Origin of the sequence: Thiohalocapsa marina (assembly GCF_008632335.1) — a bacterium.
In the GTDB taxonomy this organism is placed as follows: domain Bacteria; phylum Pseudomonadota; class Gammaproteobacteria; order Chromatiales; family Chromatiaceae; genus Thiohalocapsa; species Thiohalocapsa marina.
The window spans coordinates 24,388-41,391 of sequence record NZ_VWXX01000037.1 but is presented as its reverse complement, the minus strand read 5'-3'; the positions used below and the strand labels follow the sequence as shown (position 1 = coordinate 41,391).

The window sequence follows — 17,004 nt, the reverse complement described above, 5'->3', positions numbered from 1 at the left end:
GATAAGCGAAGCGCATCCGCCATTGTGGCCTGTGGCGGATGCGCTTCGCTTATCCGCCCTACCGTGCATCCGTAGAAGCGCCAGTCCCGACCCGTTGACTCAGACATCCACTTTCTCCCGTTCGATGTAAGGGCGCAGCTCCGGTCGGAGTGCCTTCTCAGTGACCAGATCGACCGCGCAGCCGAGCAGGTCCTCCAGATAGAACTGTACCCCGAAGTAGCGCTTCGAGGTCGCCGGTCCATCGAAGGCCACCAACACATCCACGTCGCTGTCGGCCCCTGCCTCACCCCGCGCGGTGGAGCCGAACAGGGCCAGACGGGTGACGCCGAAGCGCTCTTGCAGCTCCACCTTGCCTTGAGCCAGTCGTTCGAGGGCATGCTCACGGTGCATGGCGATCACCTGCTGTATTGACCGAGTGCGAGATCAGCCGGGGGCGGTATTCGCGCATCAGCTCGATCTCATGTTCGGCGCGGGTGATGGTGTAGTCGATGGTGGCTGTTTCCCTCTCAATGTGTGAAACGATCGCTTCTTGTTCTTCCAGTGAGGGCAGCGCAGTGCGCAAATTCTGTATCTTCTCAACCGAGATACCTGGTTGTGCCGCTGACTCTGAGTATTGATTAAGATTCATCACTGTCAGCATGTAGTAATACCAGTCGGTCGAAACTCCTAGACGCACATCTGTGACCACCGCATGTTCGGTGGCCCAGAATTTACCCTCAACACGATGCACGTTCCCACACAGCGCACCTTGGCGACCAACCAAGAGATATTTCCCGTCCTTGTTGTAATTGCTGAAATAGCCACGCAAACCGTTCCCGCCATACACGGCAAACTCACCGGTTTCCATAATCTGATCGGACGTAAGATTATAGTTCTTTCCAAGAGTGACACCAGATTGAACTTGAGAAACGCGCTTTAGCCTTGTTGCCTCCCAGTGCGCCGGAATCTTCCCCAGCCACGGCACGCCGGAATCCTTGTATTCTCGATAAGGGGCCAGCTTCATCACTCACCCTCGAACATGGCGATCGGATATTGCCGGACTGCTTCATCCACCGTGACCAGCACCAGGCCATGCTCGATGGCCTGGCAGATCAGCATCCGGTCGAAGAGATCACGGTGCAGCGGCGGCAGTTTGGCCAGGTGGCGGACGCTGGCCTCGTCCAAGTCCAGCGTGGCGATGCCGTGGCGCTGCCGCTGGCGTGGCAGCCAGGTTTCCGGGGCATCGGGCAGCGGCAGCTTGCCCAGACCATGTTTCACCAGGCACTCCCAGAGTGACACGGGGCTCAGATAGACCCGATTTTCCGGTTCGCGGATGGCCTGTGCGATCTCGGGCGCAAGGCGTGAATCGGCGCTGATGTACCAGAGGAAGATGTGGGTATCGAGCAATGGATTCATGACTCGAAATCTCGCAATATCTCCTCCGGCAGCGGGGCGTCGAAGTCATCGGGCACGGTAAACTCCCCCTTGCACAGCCCGATAGGCCGAAGTTTCTTCTCCTCTGCGCTGTGGCGCTGGCGGATAAACTCCATGAAATCCAACACCTCCGCTTGCTTTTCCGGTGCCAAGGCGCGAATGCCTTCCAGCAGTTGGGACTCGATATTCAAGATGGTTCTCCAATAATCTGTTCCAGCAGCCCTCGGTCTCCTGCTCCAGGGCGTAGATGTCGGCCTTGATCTCAACCAGGGTGCGCATGGGCGCGGGCCGGTAGAAGTGGCGGGTGAAGGAGATCTCATAGCCCACGAGCGTCTTGCCCGGATCGATCCAGGCATCCGGGGTGTAGGGCAGCACCTCGCGCCGGAAGAATGCCTCGATGCCACCTTCTTCCAGCAGCGGCACCTGCTCGCTGTCGCGCAGGTTGGTATCCGGCTCGTATTCGACCACGCATGCCTTACCGTTCACCTCGGCCTCGAACAGCCCGTGAAAGGGATCGGGCGTGGCCTTGCCCGGCTTGTGAACCTTTTTCAGCACCGGTGCGGCATCCTCGCGGGTGTCGCAGAGTTCACTTTGCAGCAGCTTCTTGCGCTTGGCGGTGAGCTTGATGCCGTGCTTGTCGGCATCGATGTCGCAGGCATCCATGAAGGCGTTGAAGTCCGGGTGTGGGCCGATACCAAGGGTCTCGGCCACGAGACGGGCCAGGTTGGCCAGCGGCTCTTCCTTGGCCTTGGCGCAGGTCCGCTCGAACCGTTCCAGCCGGGACTGGCTCAGGTCTACGGCGAGGCGCAGCGGGCGGTCCACCGCCACCTTCCAGTAGCCGAAGGCCTCGTTGGGGAAGATCCTGGATTTCTCGGTTTCGACCGGATTGACAACCAGGTCGCAGATGGCGCGGATCTGTTCCTCGGAGAACTCGCAGTTCTTCTTGCCGAGGTTGCGGCGCAGCGGCACGTACCAAACGCTTGCGTCGATGAGCTGGACCTTGCCCCGGCGCGTATCAGACTTGCGGTTGGTCAGCACCCAGATGGTCGAGGATCTCCTGGACGTTGGGGGAGAAACCGTCCAGGTAGGCCTCGAAATCGGCCTTGAGCTGCTGTTGCCTTGCTCGGTTGCGGAGGTCGCGAAGCGTGAACGGGGAGCCGTTGTAGAATGCTTCGCCCGAGGCGCTGCACAGCCCGGCGCGCTGATCGACGATGCCGGCCCCGTCGAGGTGGGCCTTCATGCGCAGCACCGCATCCTTGGTCGGCTCCAGCACGTCGTCGAGCCGGCGGATCACCGTCATGGGCAGAATGACATCGCGATACTTCCCGCGCACGTAGACATCGCGCAACACGTCGTCGGCAATGCCCCAGATAAAATTCACGATGCTGTTATGGATCACATGGTTCATGGCCCGTCGTTACTCCTTGGGGAAACGCTGATATGTCAGCCATCCTGGCCAAGCACCAGGGCGGGAACTGCTGGCCGTCGGGCTTCGCGAGCACCCTGAGATGTTTGTCAAATGCTACCGCATCATCTACCGGGTCATGGCCGAAAACGTTGATCCTGCCCCGCCCCGGGGACGCTGGGTAAAGTCGTGGCGAGGCTCGTCACAACCCTTGTGCGCGATGGTGACGAGCACGTCATCGCCGGGGGAATCCGGTCGCCATGCCGTGCCGACCGATGCCTGTCTGGCGTGAAGCAGGCGATTGGGGCCCTATATGAGCGGGAGCAAGCGTATTGCTTATTGGCCCACTATTTGCTTTATTTTGGCTGTAATCTTATCGCTCAGGCCATCCCGCCTTGCCTGTTTCATCCCTCCCGAGCGGAAAATCGCCCGATGAAAGTACGCCCCCATGTTTCTATCGCTCTGCTCCTTGCGCTCGCAGCCGCCGTAGCGGCGCCCGGTGCGGCGCCCAGCGCCACGGCAGGCGAGGCACAGATCGCCGTGGCCGCCAACTTCACCGCGCCGATGAAACGGATCACTGCGCTGTTTGAGCAGGACACGGGCCACAGCGTGCGGACATCCTACGGCGCGACCGGCAAGTTCTACGCCCAGATCCGCAACGGCGCCCCCTTCGAGGCTCTGCTGGCAGCAGACCAGAAGCGGCCCGAGCGGCTGGAGGCGGAAGGCGTCGGCGTGCCGGGCTCGCGTTTTACCTATGCCATCGGCTCCCTGGTGCTCTGGTCCGCCAAGCCCGGGCTAGTGGAGAATGATCCGTCGCTGCTGCGGACCGGCAACTTCAACAAGCTCTCCGTCGCCAACCCCAAGCTCGCCCCCTACGGCGAGGCGGCGATGCAGACGCTGTCGGCACTGCGCCTCAGGCAGGCCCTGGAGCCTCGGCTGGTCATGGGCGAGAACATCGCCCAGACCTTTCAGTTCGTCGACACCGGCAATGCCGATCTGGGCTTCGTCGCCCTGTCGCAGGTGATGCAGGACGGCCGGATTGCCAAGGGCTCAGGCTGGATCGTGCCGGGCGATCTGCATGCGCCGATCCGGCAGGATGCGGTGATGCTGCACCGCGGGCGAGACAACCCGGCGGTCATCGAGCTCATCGCCTATCTCCAGAGCGAAAAGGCGCAGGCGGTGATTCGGGATTTCGGCTATCAGACGGAGTAAGAAAGCCGCCAGCCGCCAGCCGCCAGCCGCCAGCCGCCAGCCGCCAGCCGCCAGCCGCCAGCCGCCAGCCAGACAAACAATCCCCGACTGCATTCGACCGCAACCATGTTCCTCTCCGACGCCGATCTCGAGGCCATTGCCCTGACGCTGCGCCTGGCCACCATCACCACGCTGATCCTGTTCGTGGTCGGCACGCCCATCGCCTGGTGGCTGTCGCGCACGCGCTCGCGCTGGAAGGGCCCCGTGGGCGCCGTCGTGGCATTGCCCCTGGTGCTGCCGCCCTCGGTGCTCGGCTTTTACCTCTTGGTCACCATGGGTCCGAACGGGCCCGTGGGATGGCTGACCCAGACGCTGGGCATCGGCCTGCTGCCGTTCAGCTTCTGGGGGCTGGTCATCGGCTCGGTGTTCTACTCCTTGCCGTTCATGGTGCAGCCGGTGCAGAACGCCTTCGAGGCCATGGGCGAGCGCCCGCTGGAGGTGGCGGCAACGCTGCGGGCGTCGCCCCTGGATCGGTTCTTCACCGTGGCGCTGCCGCTGGCGGCGCCGGGCTTCGTCACCGCCGGCATCCTGACCTTTGCGCACACCGTCGGCGAGTTCGGCGTGGTGCTGATGATCGGCGGCAACATCCCGGGCGAGACCCGCGTCGCGTCGGTGCAGATCTACGACTATGTCGAGGCCCTGGAGTACGGCAACGCCCACCGCCTGGCGGCCGTGCTGCTGGTGTTCTCGTTCCTGGTGTTGCTGGCGCTCTATTCCTGGCGTCCGCATCCGCGAAAGGTGTGAGTCGATGCTGGATGTGCATGTCCGCCTGGCCTGGCCCGGCTTCAGCCTGGAGGTCGACGAGCAACTGCCGGCGCGCGGCGTGACCGCGCTGTTCGGACATTCGGGCTCCGGCAAGACCACCTTGCTGCGCTGCATCGCCGGGCTGGAGCGGGCCGGACAGGGTCGGCTCAGTTTCAACGGCGAGGTCTGGCAGGATGCCGAGACCTGGGTGCCGACGCATCGGCGTCCCATCGGCTATGTGTTTCAGGAGGCCAGCCTGTTTCCGCACCTCAGCGTGCTCGGCAATCTGCGTTACGGCCAGAAACGCAGCCGCCGCGCGAACCCGGGGGCGCGCGACACCCGCTTCCGCCTGGAGCAGGCCGTCGAATTGCTGGGCATCGATCATCTGCTGGAGCGCCGGCCGGCGGCCCTGTCCGGTGGTGAGCGTCAGCGTGTCGGCATGGCGCGGGCGCTGGCGGTGAGCCCGCGGCTGCTGCTCATGGATGAGCCTCTGGCGGCGCTCGATCTGGCACGCAAGCAGGAGGTGCTGCCCTACCTGGAGCGCCTGCACGACGAGCTGGAGATCCCCATCATCTATGTCAGTCATGCGCCGGACGAGGTCGCCCGGCTGGCGGATCATCTGGTGGTCATGGACGGCGGCCGGGTGCGGCGGGCCGGCCCGCTGAATGCGGTGCTGTCCATGCTGGATCTGCCGATCCGCCTCGGCGAGGACGCCGGCGTGGTGCTCGACGCCACCGTGGTCGAGCGTGATGAACGCTGGCACCTGCTGCGGCTGTGCTGCGGCGATGCGAGCCTCTGGGTGCGCGACACGGGCGCGGCCCTGGGCGACCATGTTCGGGTGCGCATCCTGGCGCGGGACGTCAGCATCGCGCGCGCCCACACCGAGGGCTCAAGCATCCTCAACAGCCTGCCGGCCCGGGTCGAGTCCATCGGCGACGAGGACCACCCGGCACTGGCACTTGTACGGCTCGACTTCGGCGGCGGGACGCTGCTGGCCCGGGTGACGCGGCGCTCCGCCGCGCAGCTCGAACTCGCCCCCGGCGATGCGGTCTGGATCCAGATAAAGGCGGCGGCATTGCTATAAACTGGCGGGCTGGTTTCCGCTGGATGCAGCTTCAATGTCAGATGCCGACAACCGCATCCGCCTGCGCGGCGTGCGGCAGAACAATCTGAAAAACCTCGATCTGGACCTGCCCCTGGGGCAGTTGATCGTGGTCACCGGCGTGTCCGGTTCCGGCAAGTCGTCCCTGGCCTTCGACACCGTCTATGCCGAGGGGCAGCGCCGCTACGTCGAGACCTTCTCGCCCTACGCCCGGCAGTTCCTCGATCGCATGGACCGGCCGCGGGCGGAGCGCATCGACGGCATCCCGCCCGCCATCGCCATCGACCAGACCAATCCGGTGCGCACCTCGCGCTCCACCGTCGGCACCATGACCGAGCTGAACGACCATCTGAAGCTGTTGTTCGCCCGTGCCGCCCGACTCTACTGCCACGGTTGCGGCCGCGAGGTGCGACGCGACACCCCGGAGAGCATCTGGGGCGCCCTGCTGCACCGCGTCAGCCAGTCTGGAAACGCGTCTGGAAGCGCATCCGGGAATACCCCCGGCGACGGCGGCGGCAACCGGCACGACGCCCCCAGGATCCTGATCTGTTTCGACGTCCCGGTGCCCGAGCGCCTGACCGTCGCGCAGGTGAAGGAATTGCTGGCACAGCAGGGCTACATCCGCACCCTGTCGGAGGACGCGACGCGCATCGAGGTGATCCAGGACCGGCTGCGGCTCACCCCGGAGCACCAGGGCCGCACCCTCGAGGCCCTGGCCGCGGCGCTGGAGCACGGCCACGGCCGGCTACGGGTCTACCCGCTGGACGATCAGCGCACCCCCGGTCCGCCCTGGCGCTTCTCCGCTGACCTGCACTGCCCGGACTGCGACATCGCCTACCGGGAGCCCACACCCAACCTGTTCTCGTTCAACTCGCCGGTGGGGGCCTGCGAGACCTGTCGCGGCTTCGGCCGCACCATCGGCATCGACTGGGCCCTGGTGGTGCCGGACGCCGGCAAGACCCTGCTGGAGGGGGCGGTCAGGCCGATCCAGTCCGACAGCTACGCCGAGGTGCAGCAGGACCTGATCCGTTTCGCCCAGCGCGCGGGCGTGCCCGTCGACCTGCCCTGGGGCGCGCTGTCGGACGCCGATCGCACCTGGGTGCTGGAGGGCGAAGGCGACTGGGACGCAGGCGTCTGGTACGGCATCCGGCGCTTCTTCCAGTGGCTGGAGGCGCGCAGTTACAAGATGCATGTGCGCGTGCTGCTGTCGCGCTACCGCAGCTACGACCTCTGCCCGGCCTGCGCCGGCGCGCGGCTGAAGGACGAGGCGCTGGACTGGCGAGTGGGCGCCCATGACCTGGCCGACGCCGCGCTACCCCGGGAGCACCGCTTCCGTCACCCGCGCCTGAACATGCCCGAGACCGCCTGGTACGGCCTGCCGGGCCTGAACATCCACGACCTGATGCGCCTGCCCATCGCCCAGGCCTGCCGCTTTTTCGACGACCTGACCCTGCCCGGCGCCATGGACCAGGCCATGGAGCTGTTGCTGGACAACATCCGCGCGCGGCTGCGCTACCTGACGGAGGTCGGCCTGGGCTACCTGACCCTGGATCGCCAGTCGCGCACCCTCTCCGGCGGCGAGGTGCAACGCATCAACCTGACCACCGCCCTGGGCACCGCGCTGGTGAACACGCTGTTCGTGCTGGACGAGCCCAGCATCGGCCTGCACCCGCGGGACATGGAGCGCATCGTCGGCATCCTGCGCCGATTGCGGGATCAGGGCAATTCGCTGCTGGTGGTGGAGCATGACCCCCAGGTGATGCGCGCGGCAGACCAGATCCTGGACATCGGCCCCGGCCCCGGCGAGCGCGGCGGCGAGGTGCTGTTTCAGGGGTCGCCCCGGGCCCTGCTGGACGACCCGCGTTCCCTCACCGGCGCCTATCTGTCCGCTCGTCGGCGCATCGAGCCCCCGCGGCAACCGCGCGCGGCGGATGCCGACACCCCCTGCATTCGCATCCGCGGCGCCCGGGCGCACAACCTGCGCGGGCTGGACGTGGACATCCCGCTGCAACGCCTGGTGGTGGTCACCGGCGTGTCCGGCTCCGGCAAGTCGACGCTGGTGCAGGATGTGCTGTTCAACCATCTGGCCAAGGCCAAGGGCCATCCGGAGGAGACGCCGGGGGCCTGCGACGGGATCGACGGCGACGCGCTGATCGACGACGTGCTGCTGCTGGACCAGTCTCCCATCGGCCGTACCTCGCGCTCCAATCCCGCCAGCTTCGTCGGCGCCCTGGACCCCATCCGCAAGCTGTTCGCCGCCACGCCGCTGGCCCGGGAGCGGGGCTACAAGGCCGGCCATTTCAGCTTCAATTCCGGGCCCGGTCGCTGCCCCACCTGCGCCGGCTCGGGGTTCGAGCACGTGGAGATGCAGTTCCTGTCCGACGTCTACCTGCGCTGCCCGGACTGCAACGGGCGTCGCTACACGCCGGCACTGCTGGAGGTCCGCCTGCCGGGCATCGCCGGCGGCAGCGGGGCCGATGCCGGCGCCAACATCGCCGACGTGCTGGACCTGACCGTGGCCGAGGCCCTGAGCGCCTTCGCCGACCACCGTGACCTGGTGCGTGCCCTGACGCCCCTGGCCGATGTGGGCCTGGACTACCTGCGTCTGGGCCAGCCGGTACCGACCCTGTCCGGCGGCGAGGCGCAACGGCTGAAGCTGGCGGGGCACCTGGCCAAATCCCTGCGCCGGCCGAGAAAGGGCCAGACCGGTAACCAGACCGGCGAGCAGACCGGCAACGGCCTGCTGTTCCTGCTGGACGAGCCCAGCACCGGCCTGCATTTCGACGACATCGCCACCCTGCTGGCGGCCTTCCGCCGGCTGCTGGACGCGGGTCATTCGCTGCTGGTCATCGAGCACAACCTGGACCTGATCCGGGCCGCGGACTGGCTGCTGGACCTGGGGCCCGAGGGCGGCGACGACGGCGGCACGCTGGTCTGCGTCGGCACCCCGGCGCAGGTGGCCGGGCATGCCACCAGCCACACCGGCCGGGCCTTGCGCGACGAGTCGGTGACCGGCATCGCCGAGGCGCCGTCCAGCTACCTGGCGACAACGGCGCCCGTGGTGGCCGCGGCGGACGCCATCGAGGTGCGCCATGCCCGCGAGCACAACCTCAAGGATCTCACGCTATCCATCCCGCGGGGGCGGCTGGTGGTCGTCACCGGCGTCTCCGGCAGCGGCAAGAGCACGCTGGCCTTCGACATCCTGTTCGCCGAGGGGCAGCGACGCTACCTGGAGTCGCTGAACGCCTATGCGCGCCAGTTCGTGCAGCCGGCGGCCCGGGCCGACGTGGACGCCGTGTTCGGCCTGCCGCCGACGGTGGCGATCGAACAGCGCACCAGCCGCGGCGGCCACAAGAGCACCGTCGGCACCCTCACCGAGGTGCACCACTTCCTGCGCCTGTTGTATGTGAAGCTGGGCGTGCAGCACTGCCCGGACTGTCAGGTGCCCATCGTGCCGCAGGAGCGCGAGCGCATCCTGCAACAGCTGTTGCGGACCCACGCAGGCCAGCAGATCAGCGTGCTGGCGCCGCTGGTCATCGCCCGCAAGGGTCTGTACAACGAGCTTGCCGAGCGCGCCGCCCGCGACGGACACACCCACCTGCATGTGGACGGCGTGCCGACGCCTACCCAGCCCTGGCCCCGGCTGGACCGGTTTCGCGAGCACGACATCGATCTGCCAGTGGGGGAGATCGACTGCAATCCGGCGCAAGAGGCAGCGCTGCGCGCGCTATTGCAGCAGGCACTGGCGCTGGGCAAGGGCCTGATCCGGGTACAGCCGGCGAACGGTGGCGCGCTGATCACCTACTCCACCGAGCGCACCTGCCCGAGCTGCGGCAAGGGCTTCGAGCCACCGGACCCGCGGCTGTTCTCCTACAACTCAAAACACGGATGGTGTCCTAGCTGTTTCGGTACCGGACGCACGCTGGCCGGGTTCGATGCCGAGCAGAGCGGCGAAGAGGGACAGTGGCTCGAGGCCGCCACCGAGCCCCAGCCCGAAACCCGGACCGGATCCGAGCGCGCGCACGGCGCCGTCTGTACCAGCTGTCACGGGCAGCGGCTCAACCCCGAGGCCCTGGCGGTGACCTTCCGCGCACAGTCCATCGCCACCCTGTCCGCCATGACCATCGCCGATGCCGCCGCCTGGCTAGCGGACCTGTCCCTGGACGGACGCGAGGCCGCCATCGGTCAGGATCTGCTCGCCGAGGTGGGCGTGCGGCTGGCCTTTCTGCAGCAGGTTGGCCTGGGCTATCTGACGCTGGATCGCGCCGCCCCGTCCCTGTCCGGCGGCGAGGCACAGCGCATCCGCATCGCCGCCCAGCTGGGATCGAACCTGCGCGGCGTCTGTTATGTGCTGGACGAGCCGAGCATCGGCCTGCATCCGCGCGACAACGCGCAGCTCATCGCCACCCTGACCGGTCTGCGCGACAAGGGCAACAGCGTCATCGTGGTGGAACATGACGCGGACACCATGCGCCACGCCGACGAGATCATCGACCTGGGTCCCGGCGCCGGCGTGCAGGGCGGCACCATCGTCGCCCGCGGCACCGCTGCCGAGCTGGCAGCGGACCCCGCATCGATCACCGGCCGGTTTCTCGGTCAGCACGCCGGATGTGACCGCGGATCGCCCCGCCCGTGCGCCGGGATACCGTCGCTGGCCGTCAAGGGCGCCTACCTGAACAACCTGCACGACCTGGATCTGCAGATCCCGCTGGCGCGTCTGGTCTGCGTCACCGGCGTGTCGGGGTCCGGCAAATCCACCCTGGTGCGGGAGGTGCTGTCACGCTCGCTGCACGCCCTGCTGGCGGCCAACCGGCAGGCCCGCAGCGGCGCCCCGTCGCGGGCCAGGCTGCATGGCTGCCGTGGACTCACCGGCTGGCAGCATCTGAGCCGGGTGCTGGAGGTGGACCAGACCCCCATCGGCAAGACGCCCCGCTCCTGCCCGGCCACCTACATTGGCTTCTGGGATCCCATCCGGCGCCTGTTCGCCGCCACGCCGGAGGCACGCATGCTCGGCTGGGGCCCGGGCCGGTTCTCCTTCAACACCAAGGGTGGTCGCTGCGAGGCCTGCGACGGCCAGGGGGTGCAACGGCTGGAGATGAGCTTCCTGCCGGATGTGAAGGTCCCCTGCGAGGTCTGCCACGGCAGCCGCTTCAACGCCGAGACCCGCGCCATCCGCTACCGCGGCCAGGGCATCGGCGATGTGCTGGCCATGGGCGTGGACCAGGCCGTCGAGGTATTCGCCGCCCATCCCGCCGTCCGACGCCCGCTGGAACTGCTGCAGGCGGTTGGTCTGGGCTACCTCACGCTGGGCCAGGCCAGCCCAACGCTGTCCGGCGGCGAGGCCCAGCGCATCAAACTGGTCAGCGAACTGGCGAAGGCCCGCACCGGCGCCGACGGCCTCGCCGAGCGCCCTACCCTGTACATCCTCGACGAACCCACCGTCGGCCTGCACATGGCCGATGTCCAGCGCCTGATCGGCGTCCTGCAACGCCTGGTGGATGCCGGCCACTCGGTCCTGGTCATCGAACACGACCTCGACCTCGTCGCCGCCGCCGACTGGGTCATCGACCTGGGCCCCGAAGGCGGTGCCGACGGCGGCCGCCTCATCGCCCAAGACACCCCCGCCCGACTCGCCGCCTGCGGCGCAGGCGCCACAGCCGACGCACTTCGACCCGTGTTCTCGTCGACGCAATGAAATTCCTGTCAAGACACTGAGGGAGACGCTGATTGATTGGCCATCCTGGCCAAAATCAGCACGCGATGCGAAAACGCGGCTTCCGAATCGCTGATTTTTCAGCGGCTTGTACCGCCAAACATGGCGGGGCTTCCTGCCCCGCACGGGAAATGCTGAATAATCAGCTTTATCCCTTGCTCGGCAACGGGCAGCGCATCAACCTCGCCGGGCTGCAGCAAGGCCTCTGCAGAGGGGGCAGTGGCGCCCGGCAAGGCCGTCCAACAACCTGACAGAAGATAAAGTGACAGTGTAATTATATGCTGGCGCTTGATCGGGCCTATTAGACACACTGTCACTGTATTTTGGGAACTAGACTATCGCCGTTCCATCAGGGGTTCACCCGACAACCGGAGCTCCGGATTATCGTGACGTCGGATGCATGCCTTCGCCAACAAGGTGTAAGCTGCAGGGACTGTCCTGCGCAATGACCCTGGGTGAGCCGATACGGCGTGCCGGTTGGAGTTGAAACGGTGAACATGCCTGAATCCGAAAAAGCCAAGCTCGAAGCGGCCAAGTCCGAAAGCGCCCAGCCCGCCAGACCCAGGGTCCTCATCGTCGACGACAGGGCGGCCAATATCCAGATCATGGCCAAGGCGCTGGCACCGGAGTTCGGCGCCGAATTCGCCCTCTCCGGCGAACAGGCGCTGGACAAGCTGGCCGTGGGCGATCTGCCGGACCTGATCCTGCTCGACGTGCTGATGCCGGACATGGACGGCTACGAGGTCTGCCGCAAACTCAAGGCGGAACCGCGCACCCAGGACATCCCGGTGATCTTCATCACGGCGGGCAAGGACCTCGAGAGCGACATGGGGGCCGTGCTGGCGCTGCTGGCCGGGGCCGTAGACTTCATTCACAAGCCTGTGAATCCGCAGGTGCTGCGCCAGCGCGTGCGCACCCACGTACTGCTGCGCAAGCGGGAACAGGCACTGCAGCAGCTGCGCGAGGACATGGCCGAGCTGGCCTGTCATGACACCATCACGGGCCTGCCCAACCGCCCGCTGCTGCTGGATCGTCTCCAGCAGCGCGAACAGCATGGCGCCACTGTCGACACGCTGCTGTTCATCCACCTTTACGAGCTTGCGCATGTCCGGGCCAGCCTGGGACCACAGGCCGCGGAGGCCCTGTTGCAAGCGGTAGCGGAGCGCGTGCGCGGCTGCATGCATCCACAGGCCCTGCTGGCGCGCTATGCGGACGGGCAATTCGTACTCGCGCTCGACGACGCCGACCGTGCGACGGCAACCGCGCTGGCGGAATCCATCGCCTCCGCCCTCGGCACGCCTTACGCACTTGACGAGCGACAATTATCAGCCGGCGCCAGCATCGGCGTCGTGCCCGCAGACGCGGGCAACCTGCCCATCGAGACACGCCTGGACCGGGCCGGCCGCGCCCTGCGCCGGATCCCGCCCGCGGATGCGGGCGGGGTTCACCTGCTGGACATGATCGACGATGCGGCCGCGGGGACTGGAGAGGCATCCAGCGTCCGGGCATGACCGACCCTGGCCGGACCCCTGCCCGAGGGAGCGCTGTCTCGACCGCCAACTCGCCGGCCCTGGCGATGGAGGTGATGCCCTGGAACGCACAGTTCACCACCGGCTTTGCCGAGATCGATTCCCAGCATCGGCGCCTGCTCCAGCTGATCAATCAGATCGCCTGGCAGATCACCGGACCGATCACCGGACAAAACACCAGCCAGGTCGCCGGGCAGCCGGCCGCGGATGGAAACGCGCCGAACCCGCCGCCGGACGCCTTCGCCGCCCTGCTGGACTACGCGGACTACCACTTCGCCACCGAAGAGGCGATCTGGCAGCAACGGCTCGGTGAAGACGCGCGCGTGGTGAAGCATCGGCAGGCGCATCAGGGCTTTGTCATCGCCGTGCACGATATGCGCGCAATCGCCGAGGGCGAAGACGAAGAGGCGGCGGCGGAACGGGTGCTGCTGTTTCTGACGCGCTGGCTCGCCCGACACATCCTGTGCGAGGACAAGCGCCTTGCCCGCGCTGCTCAGGCCATCAGCCGGGGCGTCGAGACCGGCCCGGCCGCCGCCAAGCCCGACGCCGAAATCATCGCCGGGGCAGACGCCGAACAGGATGGCCTGGTCGACGGCCTGGTCACCATGATCGAGCAGATGGCCGTGCGCACCCTGGCCCTGCTGCGCGAACAGGCCCGAAGCCATCAGGCCGAACAGGCCCTGTGCGCCAGTCAGTTGCATGAGGCCACCACCCGCCAGCAGCGCGACATGCGCGACCTGATCAGCTCCCTGGCCACCGACCTGGTGCAGATGCCCGGCGACGACGTCGATCGCGCCGTGGACAACTTCCTGCAACGCAGCGGCGAGCACTTCGGCGCCGACCGGGTCTATGTCTTCCTCAAGCACGATGGCGACCGGCGCATGAGCAACAGCCATGAGTGGTGCGCGCCCGGCATCGAGCCCCAGATCGACGACCTGCAGGACATTCCGGTGGAAGCCGCGCCCTGGTGGTGGCAGCAGTTCCGCGAGCGCGGCTATGTGCTGGTGCCGGAGGTGGCCAGCATGCCGCCGGAGGCCGCCACCGAGCAGGCCATCCTGGAGCCGCAGGGCATTCAGTCCCTGTGTGCCTTCCCGCTCAGGCATGGTGATCGCGTGGTCGGCTTCGTCGGTTTCGATGCCGTGCGCCAGCGCCGTGACTGGGCCGCAGAGGTGTTCGAGTTCGGCGCCGCCATCGGCGATCTCATCGGCATCGCGCTCGGCCATGAACAGGCGCGAAAGGCCCTGCGCGACAGCGAGGAGCGCTTCCGCACCCTGGTGGAGAACACCAGCGACTGCATCTGGCAGGTCGACCCCCAAGGTCGCTTCACCTACCTCAGTCCACGCTTCGAGGCCATCACCGGCCATGCGCCGGAGACCTTTCTGGGACGCAACCCGCTGGACCTGCTGCCTGCCGATGAGCCGGCGCAGACCGGCGAGCGCCTGCGCGCCATCATCCTGGCGCAAACACCCTACTCGGACCTGCGCTATCCGGTCTGTTGTCGCGACGGCCGGCGCATCACCGTTGAAGTCACCGGCAACCCCTACTTCAGTGCAGACGGTACCTATCTGGGCCAGCGCGGCGTCACCCGCGACATCACCCAGCGGCTGCAACAGGAGGCCGAACTCATCGCCGCCCGCGAGGCCGCCGCGCGCCATGCCAGCGAACAACGCGTCGGCGTCTTCATCGAACAGGGACTGGCCGGCATTGTCGAGGTGGATCTCGACGGCCGTCTGGCGCGGGTCAACGACCGCTTCTGCCAGATCGTCGACCGATCGCGGCAGGCCCTGCTCGGCAGCCCGCTCAAATCGCTGAGTGTCGAGGCCGACTGGAGCGCCGAACAACGGCTGTTCCGGCGCCTGCGCAAGGGCGACAACACCGGCATCATCGAGATGCGCTTTCAACTGCCCCGGGGCGGCCTCGCCTACGCCGAGGTCGCGGTCGCCCTGATACGCGACCCCCAGGGCCAGCCCACGGGCTTTCTCGGTCTGCTCACCGACATCACCGCGCGCAAGCAGGCCGAACGCGCCCTGCAGACCGCCAAGGAACAGGCCGAGACCGCCAACCGCGCCAAGAGTACCTTCCTGGCCAACATGAGCCACGAGATCCGCACGCCCATGAACGCGGTGCTGGGGCTCGCCCAGGTGCTTGCGCAAGAGCCCCTCACCAGCGCGCAGCAGTCCATGGTGCGACACATCCGCGCCGCCGGCCGGTCGCTGCTCGGCATCATCAACGACGTACTCGACTTCTCCAAGATCGAGCGCGGACAGTTCCAGATCGACACCCATCCCTTCCAGCTCTCGGCCGTGGTCGAACAGCTGGAAAGCCTGCTGGGCGAGACGGCGCGGAGCAAGGGCCTGACCTTCAGCATCGAGGCGCCGGCGGACGCCGACGGCTGGCTGCTGGGCGACCCCATGCGCATCGAGCAGATCCTGGTCAACCTGGCCGGCAACGCGGTGAAATTCACCGACCGGGGCGAGGTCCGGGTGCGTCTGCGCCTGCAGCCGCTGGACGGCACCCAGGTCCGGCTCCATGGCGAGGTCTGCGACACCGGCATCGGCATCGCGCCGGAACACCTCGATCTGCTGGGCAAGCCCTTCAGCCAGGCCGACAGCAGCATCACCCGGCGGTTCGGCGGCAGTGGGCTCGGCCTGGCCATCACGCGCAATCTCGTCGACCTGATGGGCGGGCGCTTCGGCTGTGACAGCACGCTCGGCGAAGGCAGCCGCTTCTGGGTTGAATTGCAGCTCCAGCGGCCTGACGCGGCCGAGATCCCCACACGCACGGCCGCCGCCGCGACGCCCGCCGCACCCCGCCTGCGCGGCCGCCGCTACCTGGTGGTGGACGACAACCGGTGGAACCGCGAGATCATCGAGCATGCACTCAAGCGCGAGGGCGCAGAGACGACCATGGCCACCGACGGCCGCGAGGCCGTCGACGCCTTGCGCGCCCAACCCCACGCCTTCGCCGCCGTTCTGATGGACATCCAGATGCCGGTCATGGACGGTCTGTCCGCGACCCGCTGCATCCGCAGCGAACTGGGCCTGGTCGAACTGCCGGTCATTGCCTTCTCCGCCGGCGTGCTCAAGGCGGAACGCCAGACGGCCCGGGCCGCCGGCGTGGATGACTTTCTGGCCAAGCCCGTGGACCTGGAAGCCCTGGTGGCCCTGCTGCGACGGTTGACCCCGGCGCCGAACGCCAGCGCGCTGTCCCCGTACGTCCCCGCCCAGGCCGCCGGCCCGGGCCTGCCGCAGATCACCGGTCTCGACACCGCCCGCGCGGCCCTGCTCACCGGCAACGACGGCCGCTTCTTCCGCAAGCTGCTTCAAGACTTGGTGGACGACTTCGGCGACGCGGCGGTGCGCACGCGCAGGCTGCTGGCCGAGGCCCAGTACGACCAGGCCGCGCGCCATCTGCATGACCTGCGCGCCCTGGCCGGGAGCCTCGGCGCTGACGCCCTGGTCGACTCAGCACTGGCCCTCGAATCGGCCATCAAGGCCCAGCCACCGGCAGGCGACGGCGAGCTCGACGGGCTGCTCGATCACTTTGCCGCAGCACTCGACGCACTCATCACCGCCATCAGGCCGCATCTTGAGGCACGGCTGGAGGCCGGGCCGCCGCTGGAGCCGCCGTCCGGCACCGGCGTTGCCCTGGATGACGCCGCCCTGGCGGAACTGCGCACGGCGCTGACCCGCAATGACATTGCCGCGCTGGAGCTGTTCGAGGCCCTGCGACCGGCGCTCATCGGCGCGCTGGGTCCGGTCTCCGCCCAGGCGCTTGCGGACGCGATCCATGCGCTGCGCTTCCCGGACGCCCTTGGGCAACTACCGGATGCCCCGTGCTGATTCGG

The 17,004-nt window shown here is 67.4% G+C and carries 11 protein-coding genes; 6 read left to right on the top strand and 5 right to left on the bottom strand.

Annotated features, from left to right (window positions below; all coding sequences use genetic code 11):
• Positions 1 to 99 precede the first annotated feature (99 nt).
• From F2Q65_RS16715 to F2Q65_RS20060, 5 genes are all read right to left on the bottom strand, one after another.
• Positions 100 to 390 (bottom strand): nucleotidyltransferase family protein, encoded by a 291-nt coding sequence (locus F2Q65_RS16715; protein ID WP_150094547.1) that lies wholly within the window; start codon positions 388 to 390, stop codon positions 100 to 102.
• Positions 380 to 1,003: a restriction endonuclease subunit S gene (locus tag F2Q65_RS16710; RefSeq protein ID WP_150094546.1), complete on the bottom strand. Its 624-nt coding sequence runs from the start codon at positions 1,001 to 1,003 to the stop codon at positions 380 to 382. The genes F2Q65_RS16715 and F2Q65_RS16710 overlap by 11 nt, the downstream gene beginning before the upstream one ends.
• Positions 1,003 to 1,395: a type II toxin-antitoxin system VapC family toxin gene (locus F2Q65_RS16705; protein ID WP_150094545.1), complete on the bottom strand. Its 393-nt coding sequence runs from the start codon at positions 1,393 to 1,395 to the stop codon at positions 1,003 to 1,005. The genes F2Q65_RS16710 and F2Q65_RS16705 overlap by 1 nt, the downstream gene beginning before the upstream one ends.
• Complete coding sequence (locus F2Q65_RS20330) at positions 1,392 to 1,529, bottom strand: hypothetical protein (protein ID WP_342782255.1); 138 nt, start codon at positions 1,527 to 1,529, stop codon at positions 1,392 to 1,394. The genes F2Q65_RS16705 and F2Q65_RS20330 overlap by 4 nt, the downstream gene beginning before the upstream one ends.
• Before the next feature lie 899 nt (positions 1,530 to 2,428).
• Complete coding sequence (locus F2Q65_RS20060; protein ID WP_246156297.1) at positions 2,429 to 2,821, bottom strand: type I restriction-modification system subunit M N-terminal domain-containing protein; 393 nt, start codon at positions 2,819 to 2,821, stop codon at positions 2,429 to 2,431.
• Between the two features lie 429 nt (positions 2,822 to 3,250).
• On the opposite strand from F2Q65_RS20060, the gene modA reads away from it, so the two are divergent.
• The 6 genes from modA (at position 3,251) to F2Q65_RS16660 (ending at position 16,999) form a co-directional block, all read left to right on the top strand.
• Positions 3,251 to 4,030 carry a molybdate ABC transporter substrate-binding protein gene (modA, locus tag F2Q65_RS16685; protein WP_150094543.1) on the top strand — a complete coding sequence of 260 codons (780 nt, stop codon included), beginning with the start codon at positions 3,251 to 3,253 and terminating at the stop codon, positions 4,028 to 4,030.
• A 105-nt stretch (positions 4,031 to 4,135) separates the two neighbouring features.
• Positions 4,136 to 4,813: a molybdate ABC transporter permease subunit gene (gene modB / locus F2Q65_RS16680; RefSeq protein ID WP_150094542.1), complete on the top strand. Its 678-nt coding sequence runs from the start codon at positions 4,136 to 4,138 to the stop codon at positions 4,811 to 4,813.
• A gap of 4 nt (positions 4,814 to 4,817) precedes the next feature.
• On the top strand, positions 4,818 to 5,897 hold the full coding sequence (modC, locus tag F2Q65_RS16675) for a molybdenum ABC transporter ATP-binding protein (RefSeq protein ID WP_150094541.1): 1,080 nt from the start codon (positions 4,818 to 4,820) through the stop codon (positions 5,895 to 5,897).
• A gap of 34 nt (positions 5,898 to 5,931) precedes the next feature.
• On the top strand, positions 5,932 to 11,610 hold the full coding sequence (gene uvrA / locus F2Q65_RS16670) for an excinuclease ABC subunit UvrA (RefSeq protein WP_150094540.1): 5,679 nt from the start codon (positions 5,932 to 5,934) through the stop codon (positions 11,608 to 11,610).
• 515 nt (positions 11,611 to 12,125) lie between these two features.
• Positions 12,126 to 13,139 carry a response regulator gene (locus F2Q65_RS16665; protein WP_150094539.1) on the top strand — a complete coding sequence of 338 codons (1,014 nt, stop codon included), beginning with the start codon at positions 12,126 to 12,128 and terminating at the stop codon, positions 13,137 to 13,139.
• Positions 13,140 to 13,213: 74 nt separating this feature from the next.
• Positions 13,214 to 16,999, top strand: coding sequence for a PAS domain S-box protein (locus tag F2Q65_RS16660; protein WP_170265789.1), 3,786 nt, complete (start codon positions 13,214 to 13,216; stop codon positions 16,997 to 16,999).
• Positions 17,000 to 17,004: the final 5 nt, after the last annotated feature.

Bases quoted from the DNA above. Each gene is read 5' to 3' on its own strand.
- F2Q65_RS16715 (WP_150094547.1), bottom strand. From the start codon at position 390: ATGCACCGTGAGCATGCCCTCGAACGACTGGCTCAAGGCAAGGTGGAG.
- F2Q65_RS16710 (WP_150094546.1), bottom strand. From the start codon at position 1,003: ATGAAGCTGGCCCCTTATCGAGAATACAAGGATTCCGGCGTGCCGTGG.
- F2Q65_RS16705 (WP_150094545.1), bottom strand. From the start codon at position 1,395: ATGAATCCATTGCTCGATACCCACATCTTCCTCTGGTACATCAGCGCC.
- F2Q65_RS20330 (WP_342782255.1), bottom strand. From the start codon at position 1,529: ATGGAGTTTATCCGCCAGCGCCACAGCGCAGAGGAGAAGAAACTTCGG.
- F2Q65_RS20060 (WP_246156297.1), bottom strand. From the start codon at position 2,821: ATGAACCATGTGATCCATAACAGCATCGTGAATTTTATCTGGGGCATT.
- modA (WP_150094543.1), top strand. From the start codon at position 3,251: ATGAAAGTACGCCCCCATGTTTCTATCGCTCTGCTCCTTGCGCTCGCA.
- modB (WP_150094542.1), top strand. From the start codon at position 4,136: ATGTTCCTCTCCGACGCCGATCTCGAGGCCATTGCCCTGACGCTGCGC.
- modC (WP_150094541.1), top strand. From the start codon at position 4,818: ATGCTGGATGTGCATGTCCGCCTGGCCTGGCCCGGCTTCAGCCTGGAG.
- uvrA (WP_150094540.1), top strand. From the start codon at position 5,932: ATGTCAGATGCCGACAACCGCATCCGCCTGCGCGGCGTGCGGCAGAAC.
- F2Q65_RS16665 (WP_150094539.1), top strand. From the start codon at position 12,126: ATGCCTGAATCCGAAAAAGCCAAGCTCGAAGCGGCCAAGTCCGAAAGC.
- F2Q65_RS16660 (WP_170265789.1), top strand. From the start codon at position 13,214: ATGCCCTGGAACGCACAGTTCACCACCGGCTTTGCCGAGATCGATTCC.